At 33.8% G+C, this 14,741-nt stretch carries 12 protein-coding genes; 1 reads left to right on the forward strand and 11 read right to left on the reverse strand.

Going from position 1 to position 14,741, the window contains the following annotated elements:
• Nucleotides 1-152: 152 nt before the first annotated feature.
• Nucleotides 153-1,616, reverse strand: coding sequence for an amino acid permease (locus CKF58_RS07585; protein WP_222987765.1), 1,464 nt, complete (start codon nucleotides 1,614-1,616; stop codon nucleotides 153-155).
• A gap of 507 nt (nucleotides 1,617-2,123) precedes the next feature.
• Between CKF58_RS07585 and CKF58_RS07590 the strand changes: the two genes are divergently transcribed.
• A complete protein-coding gene (locus CKF58_RS07590) occupies nucleotides 2,124-3,011 on the forward strand; it encodes a Cof-type HAD-IIB family hydrolase (RefSeq protein ID WP_119532577.1) in 888 nt (295 codons plus the stop codon).
• A 72-nt stretch (nucleotides 3,012-3,083) separates the two neighbouring features.
• Here the strand turns inward: CKF58_RS07590 and CKF58_RS07595 are convergent, their stop codons facing one another.
• From CKF58_RS07595 to rpmH, 10 genes are all read right to left on the reverse strand, one after another.
• Nucleotides 3,084-4,415 carry an FAD-dependent monooxygenase gene (locus tag CKF58_RS07595; protein WP_119532579.1) on the reverse strand — a complete coding sequence of 444 codons (1,332 nt, stop codon included), beginning with the start codon at nucleotides 4,413-4,415 and terminating at the stop codon, nucleotides 3,084-3,086.
• 29 nt (nucleotides 4,416-4,444) lie between these two features.
• Nucleotides 4,445-5,839, reverse strand: coding sequence for an FAD-dependent monooxygenase (locus CKF58_RS07600; protein WP_119532581.1), 1,395 nt, complete (start codon nucleotides 5,837-5,839; stop codon nucleotides 4,445-4,447).
• Between the two features lie 312 nt (nucleotides 5,840-6,151).
• Nucleotides 6,152-8,326 carry a hypothetical protein gene (locus CKF58_RS07605; RefSeq protein ID WP_119532583.1) on the reverse strand — a complete coding sequence of 725 codons (2,175 nt, stop codon included), beginning with the start codon at nucleotides 8,324-8,326 and terminating at the stop codon, nucleotides 6,152-6,154.
• Nucleotides 8,327-8,384: 58 nt separating this feature from the next.
• Nucleotides 8,385-9,494 (reverse strand): hypothetical protein, encoded by a 1,110-nt coding sequence (locus tag CKF58_RS07610; protein WP_119532585.1) that lies wholly within the window; start codon nucleotides 9,492-9,494, stop codon nucleotides 8,385-8,387.
• Nucleotides 9,487-10,338 (reverse strand): hypothetical protein, encoded by an 852-nt coding sequence (locus CKF58_RS07615; RefSeq protein WP_147397244.1) that lies wholly within the window; start codon nucleotides 10,336-10,338, stop codon nucleotides 9,487-9,489. Before CKF58_RS07615 ends, CKF58_RS07610 begins: the two co-directional genes overlap by 8 nt.
• An 8-nt stretch (nucleotides 10,339-10,346) precedes the next feature.
• Nucleotides 10,347-11,702 carry a tRNA uridine-5-carboxymethylaminomethyl(34) synthesis GTPase MnmE gene (mnmE, locus tag CKF58_RS07620; protein ID WP_119532589.1) on the reverse strand — a complete coding sequence of 452 codons (1,356 nt, stop codon included), beginning with the start codon at nucleotides 11,700-11,702 and terminating at the stop codon, nucleotides 10,347-10,349.
• Between the two features lie 78 nt (nucleotides 11,703-11,780).
• Nucleotides 11,781-13,445 (reverse strand): membrane protein insertase YidC, encoded by a 1,665-nt coding sequence (gene yidC / locus CKF58_RS07625; protein WP_119532591.1) that lies wholly within the window; start codon nucleotides 13,443-13,445, stop codon nucleotides 11,781-11,783.
• Entirely contained in the window at nucleotides 13,445-13,690 is a 246-nt protein-coding gene (yidD, locus tag CKF58_RS07630; protein ID WP_119532593.1) for a membrane protein insertion efficiency factor YidD, read from the reverse strand. The genes yidC and yidD overlap by 1 nt, the downstream gene beginning before the upstream one ends.
• Before the next feature lie 163 nt (nucleotides 13,691-13,853).
• A complete protein-coding gene (gene rnpA / locus CKF58_RS07635) occupies nucleotides 13,854-14,243 on the reverse strand; it encodes a ribonuclease P protein component (RefSeq protein WP_119532595.1) in 390 nt (129 codons plus the stop codon).
• 220 nt (nucleotides 14,244-14,463) lie between these two features.
• Nucleotides 14,464-14,598 carry a 50S ribosomal protein L34 gene (gene rpmH, locus CKF58_RS07640; RefSeq protein ID WP_119497398.1) on the reverse strand — a complete coding sequence of 45 codons (135 nt, stop codon included), beginning with the start codon at nucleotides 14,596-14,598 and terminating at the stop codon, nucleotides 14,464-14,466.
• Nucleotides 14,599-14,741: the final 143 nt, after the last annotated feature.

Below are 14,741 nucleotides of genomic sequence, written 5' to 3' on the forward strand. Positions count from 1 at the left end.
TACCGCCCACCATTTTTACACTATTTTTTAAGTCCTTAAGTTTTAAACTTAGGGACTTTAATTTCATGTGTAAAATGTACAAGTGTGAGTGATGATAATTTTGACAAAAATTAGAGGTTGGTAATAGTATTACCAACCTCTTTAACTTGAGATTATTTTGCACGTTGTGTTAAGTCAATTTTATCTAGAGGAATTAATTTAGTTCCTTTAGTAAATTTGTAACCTATATATAATACAAAGAATAAAGCTAATCCTAAGTATGTAGAAACAAATGTACCAACGTCAAAACCACGACCTGTTACTAAATCCCAGTCTTGTCCTAATACCACGAACGTTAACATAATTAACGAAAGAATAGGACCAAATGGGAAGTATTTAGCTAAGTATGGTAATTGAGTGCGGTCAAAGTTTTGTACTTTAATTGCTTTTCTAAATCTAAAGTGGCAAATTGAGATACCAATCCACGTTACGAAACCACACATACCTGAAGCATTTAATAAGTATAAATATACATCAGACGTTTCAAATAGTGAAGTTAAGAAACATAATGCCGCAACAACTGCTGTACATAGAACAGCTGCTAAAGGTACACCTGCTTTTGTTACGCGACCGAAGATTTTAGGTGCTAAACCGTTTTTACCCATTTCGAATAAAATACGCGAAGAAGCAAATAAACCTGAGTTACCAGCTGAAAGAACAGAAGTTAAAATAACAGCATTCATTACAGCGGCAGCAAAACCTAAACCAGATTGTTTAAATACTAAAGTAAATGGTGAGAAACTAATATCACTTTCATCATTTTTAAGTAGATTAGGATCTTGATAGTTAATTAAACAACCAATTACAATAATTGCAAATACGTAGAAGAGTAAAATTCTCCAGAAGATTTGTCTTGTAGCGCGTGGAATAGATTTTTCAGGATTTTCTGATTCACCTGCAGCAACACCGATAAGTTCTGTACCTTGGAAACTGAAAGCAGCAATCATTACTACACCCATCATTGCTGGAATACCACCAACGAATGGAGCTTCGCCACCAGTTAAGTTTTCTAGTACTTGGAAGTCACCTGTATGACCGTTCATGATTTTGAAAATCATTAGTAAACCAATGATAATAAATACCACAACAGTAATCACTTTAATTAAAGCAAACCAGAACTCGGTTTCACCAAAACCTTTAACACTAAAGAGATTGATGCCTAAAATTAGAAGATAGAAAATACCTGACCAAATCCAACCAGGAACATCAGGGAACCAATATCCCATAATTAACGCTGCTGCTACTAGTTCTACCGCTAAAGTAATTGACCAGTTATACCAGTAGTTCCAACCTTGTGCAAAACCAAAGGCTTCATCAACATATAATGAGCCAAAAGTTGCAAATGATCCAGAAGTTGGGTTAAAAGCCGATAGCTCGCCTAATGAGGTCATAATAAAATATACCATTAGACCAATTAAGGCATAAGCGACTAAAGCTCCACCAGGTCCAGCTTGGGAAATGGTTGCCCCTGAAGATAAGAACAGACCTGTACCAATAGATCCACCTACGGCGATCATAGCCATGTGTCTAGCTCTTAATTTCCGGTGCAATTTGTGTTCATTATTTGAATTCACCATGTTTTAACCTAGATTAATAATTCTAAAATTACTAATTTACATCTTGAAGTTTTGGTTAAAACAAAGAAAACTCAAGTAGCTGTAAAGAGTTACTTAAGTTTTCTTTGCAAACCAACTTAGTAAACAACTTTACAAAATCACTCTCAAGTGTATGCTATATATTACCCAACGACATTTAGTCGTATTTACTTTTTTAAGTGCATAATATGCACGTATCTGTGTATTATACAATAAAAACGTAGTTTAAACTTAATAACCTTAGGTTTTGATTGTTATGATTTTTTAATTTTATGGATAGAAATAATCTAAGATTAAATTTATAAAATATAACATAATTGAACTTGCAATTTTTTACTATTTAATAGCCTTTGTTGTCCTAAAAATTACAATGTAGGTTATTTAGTTTTTGTAGTTGATTAGCGATATGTCGCAATTTGCTCTGTGTTATAATTGAAAAGATAAAGATTTTACGAAATGGGTGCCATTTCTGAGATATAGGAGTTTATAATGCTAGCACAGCATTTCGATGTTAGTAAAATTAAAGTTGTAGCCTCTGATTTAGATGGTACAGCTTTAAATGCAGATCACAAGTTAGCGCCAGAAACAGTAGCAGTTTTTGAAGCACTTATCGATCGAGGAATCCAAGTTATTTTAGCTACAGGTAGACCTTATCGAGATGTAGTGGGAATTGAAGAAAACATTAAATATAGTTTACCTTTAGTTACTTCAAATGGTGCAATGCTTAATAATGCAGAACCTGCTCCAGATTACGTATCATATGTTCCGTCTGATATCATAGAACAAATTTGTAGCAATATTGTAGGTGAAGGTCTAATCTTTAATGTATACACAAAAAATCACTGGTTTGTTAATGAACCAAATGAAGAAGTTGCTCGCTTTTTCACTGATTCGCATTTTGAATACCGTTTATTAGATTTAGATAAACTAGATAGCCAAAACGTGGTAAAACTGTTCTATATTGATCCAGAGTGTCCTGTTAAACCAGATGCTCGATCTGAAAAATTAAATCGTTTACAAGAACAAATTTTAACTACTTATGGCGATCGTATTGAGTGTGTTTTCTCACAAGTAAACTGTTTAGAAATAAACTGTGCAGGTACAACCAAAGCCAATACCATTCGTAAATATATTAACTATTTAGGTTTAAATAACGAAGAAAATTTAATTAGTTTTGGTGATGGTATGAATGATGCTCATATGTTAGAAACTTCTAAATATGGCTTTGTAATGGCTGACGCTGATCCTAAATTAAAAGTGCACGTTGAAAATCTACCGCATGTTCATGTAGTAGGAAAAAATACTGATTTAATAGTTGCACGTATTTGTAACGACTTATTTAAATTAGGTATTGACCTACCGCCATATTTTGCATAAGAAAAAACCTTAAGTGAATTTCACTTAAGGTTTTTTCTTAGCTAAAATTTGCAATGTGTGCTGATATTTTGACTATTTCTTAAATAGTTGATCTAGTTTTTTCACAACATCTTGTACTGGTAATTTTTGCGCCAGTTCAACTATGCCAGAAAGATCAGCTTTTTCTTGGATTTTGTTAACGTCTAAAGCACTATTATAACTAGCTTGAGAGTATGGATCTTCTCCATAGCCTAAAGCATTTTTAATAAGAAATTGTTTTGGTGCATTTAATTTGTCAATTAAATTTAAGCCTGTGTTACGAATAGCTTTTAAGAGACCGTTATTATTACTAAATACCGTTTTAATTACAGCCATTGATTCTGAAGTTAGAGTAGCACGTGCTACACGCTTACGTGCCCAAGCTTCAATTTTAATTGGCTCAATGCCACGATTTGTACGATAATAATTTCTGATTAGATCTGATAATTGCCATGCATCTGCAAAACCAAGATTTACCCCTTGACCTGCAAGTGGATGGATTAAATGAGCAGCATCACCCACAAAGACTAAATTGTCAGCATAGATCTTTTGCGCATATTGTTTAGCTAGTGGAAACTTACTAGGCTTACTTACTAATTTTGGTACACCTAAGACATTGGCAAAGCAAGCATAAACTTGTTGGCAGAATTTTTCTGGTTCATAAGCTAGCACTTGATCTACTACATCGTTATTTAACGACCAAACAATAGATACTTGATTTGGCTTCTCTAGTGGTAAATATGCAAGAATGCCGTTTTGGTGGAAACTTTGATAGCAAGTATAGTCGTGTTCGGTTGGTAATTCAAGTACACAAGTCAGTGCTGTTTGATTATACTCACTACGATTTACACCAATATTTAAAGCGCGACGAATAAAACTATTACCACCGTCGGCTGCAATCACAAAGACACTTACAATTTGCTCACCGCTATCTAAACTTAAATAATGACGTTGTTGTAAGTTCTGATATGCAGTTACTTTAGCATCATAGTAAGTAAATTGACTTTGGGGATTTTGAGCAAGATAGGAGTTAATTTGTTGCCATAAAGCTTGTTCTAAAGCGGAATTAACAACAATATAACCTAAATCTTGTGTACCTACATCAGAGGCTTTAAATTCTAATTTTCCACTAGAGTCTTTTTCCCATATTTTCATCTTTTGGTATGGTGTAAGGCTCGAGCTTTCGATTACTTGCCATGCTCCTAAAGCATTTAAGTACTCTTTAGAAGCCATATTTAATGCCACGACACGATTTGCTGGATTAGGTAATTCTGGACTTGCTTGTCCAATTAGCGTAATGTTATGCCCTTGTTGTAATAAATCAAGAGCTAAGCTTAAGCCAACTAAACCCGTACCAACAATCGTAATATCTGCTTGTTGTAACATTATATTAATTTAAAGTTGTTATTAAGTCTCTAACTAAGACCTAATGAAGGTTTAACAATAAGATCTTGTAAAAACGGATAGGCAATTAAATGGAACATTCCTAAATTAGGTAAAATTTTGCCATAAATTGCTGTATCTGTAAATTCATTTGCCAGTAAATTGGTACGTTTAAATACTTTTTCAGTTACTGGTAAATGTAAATGTTGATAAGTTAAAAGAATTGGATTTACTAAATTAGCAAAATCAGTCTTAGCATTATCATTAGCTTGTAAATGCTGCTTTACAGCTGTAAGAAAATTTTGTACTCCAAGGATTGCGAGATTAAACCCTTGTCCCGATACTGGATGTAAAGTATGGGCTGCATTACCAAGATATGCTAAATTAGGAGCATACAGTTGTTTTAGGTATTGAGCATTTAACTTAAAGTAAGCTAAATCACTATATGCTTGAATAGTGTATGGATAAGTAGTTTCTTGTGCTACTTGGTGAGCTAATGCTTCAAGTGATTTAGTTGCTTGCACTTGTGGATTTATAGCTGTATTTAAGGTATTTTGTCCGATATTGCTAAGAACTTGGTTTAAACTTGCAATAACCTTACGTGGATCTTGTTGTGCTTGTTTGATTTCATTTTCACGATTACACCAAACAATCACTGCCTGTTGGTTGTTTTTTGGCAAAAAGGCAACCGGACCATGAGGAGTAAAAAATTCAATAGCTAAATTATTAAAAGGTTGACTAAGAGTAACATCAGCAATGGCTCCCCATTGTTGATGTTCAACTACTTGTATAAAGTGCTGATAATTATTGAGTCCTTGAATATATTTAGCTCCATTAGCAATAATTGCTAGAGAACAGCCAATAGTATACTCTTGTTTAGTATTTACATCTTGTACAGTTAATACTTTACCTGCACCAAGTTCTTGCTGATCTACACAAGATACCACTTGTGCTTGTTTAACTAAATCAACAGTTACTTGGGGATTTTCTAACTGTAGTTGTGCTAAGTAAGTAGGTAATAATTGCTCAAGCTCTTGTTGCAAAGTACCTAAATCGATTACCGCACCAAATTGATCAACCTGATGTTGTTTAGCTTCAAGGATTAAAGATTGCTGCCAAGTTTGATTTTTTACAAGAATATTTTTAATAATCTGTAAATGTGGCGCTAAATACTCTAATAAATTAAAAGCCGGTTTAGTATTAAGCTTAATATTAGCAAAATAACTAAGAGTATTAAGATTTAAAGCAATAGATCTACCAGGAATGTGAGCTGCACATTCCTCTTTTTCTATTAACATAACTTTATTAATTTTACCTTGGCTTAAAGCTGTTTGTAAGCCATAAAGTAAGGATAAACCTGTAGCTCCACCACCTACAATCACTACATCATAGTGTGGTGTCTGTTGAGCCTGAACGTTAATTTCCATATAAAAATTAAGACTTTGTTTTGTTTCTGTTGCTATTATACCTTAATGGCTCATTTTCTCATCAAAAAAGCTAAATTATACGCCAAGACTTTATCATTAATTTGTCGAAAAAATACCAACTTAGAATTAATTGAGTTTAGTTAATCTTGAGTAGAGAATTAGGTTAAAGATAAACCTATATATTAATATCCTGATTTTAAAGGAGCTTGAGCTTACCTTTTACCGATTTCTTTAACTATTCCTTTAGCTATTCCTCAACTTATTTCCCTATTTATTCCCTAACCGTCTCTCTAATCTCAATAATGATTTCCTTTAACGTAAACCATTTAAAAGCGCAAGATTGCTAGCACAATTTGATGTTAAACATTTACGTAATACATGATTATCAGCAATGAGAATAGTGTCTGTAATTTGTATTGGAGAATTTACTACTCCCACAGTAATTACTACCGGCATGTTTTCAAGTAATAAACTATGCACATTTACTTCTAAGCTTGGATTTAGGAGTTTAATTTGGCAATAGTATTTAGCAGTTTGTAAGGTTAAACTTGAAAAATCTGATTTGAGTTGAGCTACCTTAGTTGGTAAGTCCGCAAAAGCAGTACTGATAGTAGGTAAAAACTGTTCTGCTGTATCTAAACCAAGTAACACTTTAGCTATATATCGGTAAAGTTGCCAAGTAGTTGGGATTTGCTCAGTCTGTAGATGTTGAGATAATGCTGCTAAATGCTTGTTATTTTTTTGTAGCATAAACTCTGGATAGATTTGCTTTAAAGTAACTTGGAGTTCTTTAAAATCAATATCTAATATAGAGGCTGCATTAACTAGAGTACTTACAAGCGGATGTAATAAAGTTATATTTGGTCTAAGAGCTGCAATGAGATGTTGTTGTAGTTTTTCTAAATTATCTAAGTCTTGCTCTAAAGTTGGTTGTGCTTCGATAGATACTTGCTGCTGGTTATTATTTAACTCATACAGTAAATGATCGTAATTGTTTGTAGCATTAGTACCACGTTTACGCTCTTTCTGTTGATGTTTAACAGTTTGCACTTCTTTGGTTTGCGGTTTAGTTAAAGCTAAGACACGGGCAATTCGAGCTTGATAATTTACTTGCTGGTCATTACTTGTTGTTAGTGTTAAAGTAATCCCTTGTTGTGTAAAATCTACAAAATCATTACGTTGATTAGTTAAGTATTGTTGATAAATCTCTAGTAAAGGCGCATTATCACTATTTACTAAGCCTTTTTTCTCTAAATAAGAGTGTACTTGTTGGGGTAAAGTATTTTCTTGCTGATTTAGGTGAAGTAAATTAGCATTAAAGATTTTAGACAACGATAAAGAGCTATGTTGATTTTCTTGTTCAGTAAGAAGATTTTGCTCACGAGATTTCTTAGCAAGAAATTGACTTAATGCTAGTTGTGGTGTCTCAAGGGTAAATTTTTGTACCTTGCTACTAATACTTTGAGCATTTAAGTTAAAATTTGCACTATGTTGCACTAACAGCTTATTAATTTGCACCGAAGTAGTGTTGTAGCCTGTTTGTTGCCAGAAATTATTAATTCCTAAAGCTAAAGTTTCAGCATTATGTTGGAGCAAGCGTTGTTGCCCATAACTAAGACTTAAGCTTTTTTGCTGTAATAACCAAGATAAATAGAAATGATCTAGGGTTATAGATGATTTATTAATCATCTCATTACCTCTAGCTTCCTTGTTTACCTCTAGGTTATTAATAGGCAAGTCATTTGCTGCAAAGTTATTCTTGTTTAGATCATTATTTGCTAACTCATTAGTTGCTAACTCATCAGTCGCTAATTTGTGATTAGATATTTTATCTTGTGCAAAAAATTGCAATGCTGCTATAACTTGATGATTTACATAATCAGTTGTTAAATATTGCCCATACACATTAAAACCACGCGAAATAAATGGAGGTTGCTGTAAGTCTTGGGTAATTGCCTCTTCTAAAGGTGGAACAACTTGGTGTATGGATTTGGATTTAGCTATATATTTTACTAATGCCCTTTGTAACTCTAGGTAAGGTAAATAAGTAAAGAGATACTGACAAGCGTTTAAATATTCAGGAGCTATAAACTTACTATAGGTAGCAGGAGAAACTAGTTCGCTAAGCTCTGGAGTAAATTGCTGAATTTGAACTTGCTCCTCACTGGCTTTATAAATCACGTATAAAGTATTAACAGCGTCTTTAACTGAATCTGTATCTGAAACAGTAGCAGGCACAAAACTTTGTTTAATGGTCGCTAGTTGTATTTTTTGCCAAGCAAGTAAGAGTTGCACAGCGCTTTCAGTGTTTGCTTGCTCTTGCCATGCACTTAATTTAAGTAAGTACTCTTGTGCTAAAGACTGCTGACAAAAATTTGCAGGTAAATATACTACCAGAAGACTCGCTGGTGGCACTGCATTTAATACTTGTTGTAAGCGTTCGGTATAGTGATTTAATGAAAGTTCAGTTATATAGCGTAGTTCCATATTTATAAACTAATTACGTAAAAGAAGGAGGTGATAATCACCTCCTATATTTGTAGAATTAATCCCAATTAAAAGTATACACTGATGTATAGTCAAAAATATCTTCAGGATATTCTTGTCCTTTACTGTATGCTTCAAAGTTAATTAATGAACTTAAGGCTGTAGCAGCAATAGTCATTTCTGGGAATGCTGTTTTGATATCAAAGTTTAGATTTAGGATATCTTCAATGTGATCTTTATTACTTACTACATAAGCTAATAAGGTTTCATCGATTTGTTGATAAATTGATCCCATTACCGCTAGAGAATCAATATTCTCTAAGATGTCACCGCGTTTTTTACCAGCAAAGAATTCTTTATCCATTGCACTGATAAATCCAGCAGCATAGTAAGCACCAAAGCTAAAGTCAGATTGGAAAGCGACTAAATTAAATAAATCAGATCTTGATTCGTGATCCATATCGATGAAAGTTTGCCATAAATTAGAAATAACAAACGTTTCTGCATTAACTACTGCTTCTTGATGGAATAAAGAGCGCATTTTTTCACAAGCCATTAAGAATTCATCGTTAATGCCTTTAACGTCAGCCTCTGCATTGCCTTCAAAAATTAAGCGTAGTAATTGATCAAAGTTAATGCGATCAGGATCATTAGCTAAAGACCAAACAAAGATACTACCTAAAATATAGTGAGCACTAATAAAGCTATCTTGTTGCGTAAAATTCTTTTCATATAATTCTACGAATTCTTTAATAGCGAATTGTTTACTACGGAAAATTAGGCTATCTAAACGTTCAACAGGTTCTGTGCTACGTAAACGCTCTACATGAGCAATTAAGTTTTCAATAACTTCACCATCTTCATAATCGAAAGTTGATACTAGCTTACCAATAGTTAAAGGTGGTAAATCTTCTATTTCGTGGTGGTGATGGTGATGATGTTCGTGATCATGATCGTGGTTACAACCACAGCCGTGATGAGCATGTTTGTGTTCATGGCTATGATCATGGCTATGATCATGGTCATGGTTGCAGACGCAACCGCAACCCTGTTGAGCGTGCTCATGGTGATGACCACCACAAGCGCAAGCATGATGAGAATGGTGATGATCATGGTGATCATGATGATCGTGGTTACAACCACATGAATGTTTGTGTTTGTTAGTCATTTTTAATAACCGCGTGTTGCATTGATAAATTTAAGGTTAAAGTAAAACAATTATCTAAAGCTTGAAGATAATAGTTATTTAACAGTTCTGTTTCATGGGTAATACCATGAGCAAATAAAGCTAATTCTTTAATTGCTAAATATAATTCTTGTAAAGTCTGTTGACTAGTTAAAGTATTAATATGATCAGGCTCATAAGTGCCACTTAGAAAATGTTTAACTAGTGTTGGACTTGAGTTTGCTAATTCTTGCTGGACTTCCAGTAAATTACTGCTAAGTAGTTCGCTATTTACTGTTAGTTGCTCTAAGTTAGCTAGATATACATTTAATTGCTGCACAATTGCAGGAGTTAAAGCTACATTAGCAGGTAACAAACTAACTATAGTTTTATAACCGTCAAGATAGTCTTTAAGAGCTTGGCTAATTGAAACTAAGTTAGGTTGTTCAAGACTAGCTACTAAATTTAGTATCGGACTGAATTGTACGTTCAGAGCAAACTCTTCATACCATTTACCAACTTTAGTATTAATAATAGTTTGGACAATAGTATTAATCGAGTTACCTAACTGATTATCTTGAAGTGCTGCAAGTTCAGGTTTATTACTAGCTATATAAGCATGTAAAATACCTAAACATTTAGCTACCCCATACGAAGCTAAAGTGGTATTCTGTGCTAAAGCTTGAAGCTCGTGCTTGTCTAATGCACGGTATTCTTGTTGGGCAATCTGTGCTTTGAGTTGAGGATTAACTAAAAAAGCATAAGGATTGGCATGATCGTGACATTTACCACAATTACAACCTTCAGTTTGCGGTAAGGTAAATAGTCCTGCATGATGATGGCTCATATAAATCATTATTTACCGATGCAAAAGCTTGTAAAAATACGAGTTAATAAATCGTCGGCAGTAAACTTACCAGTGATTTCTGACAGTTTTTGTTGTGCCATACGTAAATCATCGGCAATTAATTCTGGTGAAGTACCAATACGCATATATGCGGTTGCATTAGCGAAATATTCAGCGGCTTCATTAATCGCTTGAATATGACGTTGACGCGCGATAATTGTACCTTCGCTACTTTGATTATACCCGATAATTTCTTTTAACGCACTTTTTAGATTATCTAAGCCCGCTTGGGTTTGGGCTGATAAACCTAAGAAGTAGAGATTACCTTTTTTCTCACACCAAGGTTGTTCGCCCTGAATGTCGATTTTATTGGTAATCATAATTTTTGGAATATCTAATTCAAAAATACTTTCTGGTAAGAGATTGATCTCGGCACTAAAGTCTTTTTGATCACTCATAATAATGAGGACATCTGCTTTAGACATGGCTTGATAAGCACGTTCGATACCGATTAACTCTACTTTATCAGAAGTTTCTCGTAAACCAGCTGTATCAATAATATGCAGTGGTAAACCGTCGATTTGAATAAATTCTTTTAAGGTATCGCGAGTTGTGCCTGCAATTTCGGTAACAATAGCTGATTGTTCACCCGATAATGCATTTAAGAGTGAAGATTTACCCGCATTAGGCTGGCCAACGATTACCGCACTAATACCATCGCGAAGAATTTTACCTTGTTGAGCACTGTTTTTAATTTCGATTAGGCGTTGTTCTAACTCGGTAATTTTTTGTTGGACAAAGCTATCGGCAAGAATATCAATTTCTTCGTCTGGAAAGTCCATGCCTGCTTCAAGATAAGTACGTAAAAGAATTAAGTCTTCTACTAGGGTCGCAATTTTTTCAGAAAAAGCACCTTGTAGTGAGTTAATCGCACCTTTAGCAGCTTGCATGCTATTAGCATTAATTAAATCAGCAATAGCTTCTGCTTGCACTAAATCTAGTTTGCCATTTAAGAATGCTTGTTGACTAAATTCACCAGGCTGGGCATAACGCGCTAGCCCTGTGTTTACAATATATTCTTGTAAAGCTTGTAATACTACCGGACCACCGTGTCCTTGGAACTCTACAACATCTTCACCGGTAAATGAATGAGGATTAGGGAAGAAAATAGCTAAGCCATAATCGAGTACTTGTTGCTCACCAGTAATAAAGGGTAAGTAATGAGCATAGCGTGGTTTTAGTTCTTTTTGAGTAATGAGTTTACTAATGGCTTTAGCATTAGGACCTGAAACGCGGATAATGCCCACAGCACCGCGTCCGAGAGCTGTAGCTTGCGCGACAATTGTTTCTTTACTCGCAGTCATAATTTTCCTTAAAAATTAAGGCACCGCTAAGTATAGCGATGCCATTAATTTTGGATTTACAAGGATCGCTTACTCGAATTAACGTCTTCTCTTAGTGTCGAGTAATTTATTTGGGCGATCTTCTACTTTGTATGTTGGTAATAAATTGTTTTCAAATTGGTACTTAATTTTACGATTGAAATACATGATTAATAAAATCGTAATAATGTTAGACACAATATAGTAAACAATTAAGCCAGCTGGTAAGAAAAGGAAGAAGATGATAAATAGATAAGGCATCATCTTCATGATTTTTCTTTGTGTAGGATCCATGTTCTCAGGCATAGGTGTTAATGAGAACATAAAAATCATGATTAGACCGTTTAAGATCGGCAGAATGAAGTAAGGATCTGCTTGACTTAAGTCTTTAATCCATAAGAATGGTTCATGACGTAAATCTACAGCTTCATTTACTAAGTAGAATAAAGCTAAGAAGATTGGCATTTGTACTAGTGCCGGAATACAACCAGCAAATTGTGACGCACCGTATTTTTTGAACACTTTTTGTGTTTCCATCATTTTACGCATACGATCATCACCAGCACGCTCATTAGCAGCAGCTAATTCAGGTTGAATTACGCGCATAAGAGCTTGGTTTTTGAATTGAATACGTGATAATGGAAGAATTACAATACGTACAACTAAGGTTAAAGCAATAATAGTTAGACCCCAATCACCAATTAAGCTATGTAAGAATTGCATTAGCTTAAATAATGGTAATGATAGGAACCATGCCCAACCGTAATCAACAACTAAATCTAAATCAGGAGCAACTTTTTCTAATTGATCTTGTAATTTTGGACCGATCCAGTATTTAACTGCAAAATCTTTAGTTTGTCCAGGATTTACAATATCAGAACCGCCATCAGTACCTGTAATTTGGTTACGCGTACTAATGTTAAATGTGTTGTCTTTGTAATTAGATTGAATTGTAAAGTTTTGATTTGATCCAGTTTCAATTGGAATATAAGCAGTTACAAAGAAGTGTTGAGAAATAGCTACCCAACCTTTATTCGTTGTAACATCTTTAAAATCACCGTCTTCTAAATCACCGGTACTAATTTTATCGTAGTTATCTTCAGCAGTTGAAATAACTAAACCTGCATAAGATTGTGAAGTACCATAAATATTAGAGCGACTAAATAATGAAGGCGCTGGTGCTGGACGGTAAACAAATACTGAATAAGGAGCTAGTGAAATTTTACGTTCACTATTGTTTTGTACTTGGTAAGTTACTAGAACTTGATAACCATCAAGTTTAATAATTTTCTTATAAGTAACGTTATTATTCGTATAAGTTAAAGTAATAGAATCGGCTGTTTGGTTGCTAATAGTGTAATTAGCACGTTTTTCAGCTGAATCTGTACCATCTACGCCATATAAACCATTTACAATACGTAAATAATCATCTGGACGATCAGATAATAAAGTTAGCGGAGTTTTATCTTCAACTGTACGGTCATACTTTAATAAATCAGCTCCAATAAAATCACCAGTAACTGAGTTAATAGTTAAGCGTAATTCGTTATTTGCAATAGAAACTGAGTTTTTAGCGTCAGTTTCAGCTCCAACTGCATTATATTGACCGATAGTGTTAGTTGAATCAACTTGTGGTTTTGGAGCTTGGTCTTGAGTATAAGCTTGGAATAGTAAGAAGCTTAGTACTGCTAAGATAATAAATAGGATTCCCCTAGTCTGATTCATTATTTTTTCACTTTTTTATTGTTAACACGACTTGGAACAGGATCTATTCCTCCGATGCATAAAGGATGACAGCGGATTACTCGCCAAAAGGTCAATAGACTTCCTATTATTATGCCGCGTTGTTGTATTGCTAATTTACCATATTGAGAACATGTTGGATGATACCGACATTTCCCTGATCCTAATAATGGGCTAATAGCAGTTTGGTATAAACGAATTAAGAGTAAAGCTATTGACTTAAACATGAAAATGACTATAACTTAAAGTTACAGTAGTAAAAGTTATGGCTTAAATAACTAAAAATTTAGTCATTTGGATAAGAAAAACCAATAAAATTATAACCTAAAAAAGAAAAAATTACAATTTAGTTAGTGGGTTTTTCCGGTATAACCATAGGGATAGTTATAGTTATTTTGTAATTCGGTTGGCAAAGTATCTTTGCATTAACCCATAGCAATTTTCTAACTGATTAAAGAACTCGTGAGTTGTAATCGTAGTAGCTTGAGTTTTAGCTAAAAATACAATATCAATAGAAGGTAGAGTGTGATTTTGTAAGCGAAAAGATTCGCGCACTAAACGTTTGACAAGATTACGATCATGCGCACGTTTTAGAGCTTTCTTACTCACAACAATACCAATACGAGCATGCTCTAAACCATTACTCTTGGCAAGAATAGTAAAGTATTTGTTAGCAAAACGAAAGTTTTGTTGATGTTCAAATACTTGGCGATAATCATATGCCGTTAGTAATTTTTTGCTACGAGGTAAGCTATAGAGATGCGGGGTGCAATTTACCATGCTAGAAAATGCCGTAAATTAATTTTGCAAAAATAAATATAAAAAAAATGATATTAAAGAGCTTCTTTAATACCATTTTTAAGGAAAATAACTAAGATTACTTAGTTTTTTCGAATGTTTGTTATGTCTTAAGTATTATAAAAATCATCTACGTTTAAAGGATAAAGGATTTAAACTTTAAACTAGGTAGAGATTTTGGCGTAAAAAGTTTATCGCAAAATTATGCTGATAATACTTTACGACCTTTAGCACGACGACGTGATAATACTTTACGACCGTTTTTAGTTGACATACGTTTACGGAAACCGTGGTCACGTTTACGTTTTAATACTGATGGTTGGTACGTTCTTTTCATTTTAGATCTCTGTTTCTTTATTAAAAGTTAAAAAACTTAAGTAAACTTAAGTCTGATAACAAGAGAGAATAATAAAAATTAAATAGCAGCTTGGCAAGTCTCGTACTACAGAATAACCTATATAATCTCTGAAAGTTTAACTT

Source organism: Psittacicella hinzii (genome assembly GCF_003585935.1).
GTDB classification, from domain to species: Bacteria; Pseudomonadota; Gammaproteobacteria; order Enterobacterales; family Psittacicellaceae; genus Psittacicella; species Psittacicella hinzii.

Coding starts and splice junctions, on each gene's coding strand:
- yidC (WP_119532591.1), bottom strand. CDS start 13,445: ATGAATCAGACTAGGGGAATCCTATTTATTATCTTAGCAGTACTAAGC.
- CKF58_RS07605 (WP_119532583.1), bottom strand. CDS start 8,326: ATGGAACTACGCTATATAACTGAACTTTCATTAAATCACTATACCGAA.
- CKF58_RS07595 (WP_119532579.1), bottom strand. CDS start 4,415: ATGTTACAACAAGCAGATATTACGATTGTTGGTACGGGTTTAGTTGGC.
- rnpA (WP_119532595.1), bottom strand. CDS start 14,243: ATGGTAAATTGCACCCCGCATCTCTATAGCTTACCTCGTAGCAAAAAA.
- CKF58_RS07610 (WP_119532585.1), bottom strand. CDS start 9,494: ATGACTAACAAACACAAACATTCATGTGGTTGTAACCACGATCATCAT.
- CKF58_RS07585 (WP_222987765.1), bottom strand. CDS start 1,616: ATGGTGAATTCAAATAATGAACACAAATTGCACCGGAAATTAAGAGCT.
- CKF58_RS07600 (WP_119532581.1), bottom strand. CDS start 5,839: ATGGAAATTAACGTTCAGGCTCAACAGACACCACACTATGATGTAGTG.
- yidD (WP_119532593.1), bottom strand. CDS start 13,690: ATGTTTAAGTCAATAGCTTTACTCTTAATTCGTTTATACCAAACTGCT.
- CKF58_RS07615 (WP_147397244.1), bottom strand. CDS start 10,338: ATGAGCCATCATCATGCAGGACTATTTACCTTACCGCAAACTGAAGGT.
- CKF58_RS07590 (WP_119532577.1), top strand. CDS start 2,124: ATGCTAGCACAGCATTTCGATGTTAGTAAAATTAAAGTTGTAGCCTCT.
- mnmE (WP_119532589.1), bottom strand. CDS start 11,702: ATGACTGCGAGTAAAGAAACAATTGTCGCGCAAGCTACAGCTCTCGGA.
- rpmH (WP_119497398.1), bottom strand. CDS start 14,598: ATGAAAAGAACGTACCAACCATCAGTATTAAAACGTAAACGTGACCAC.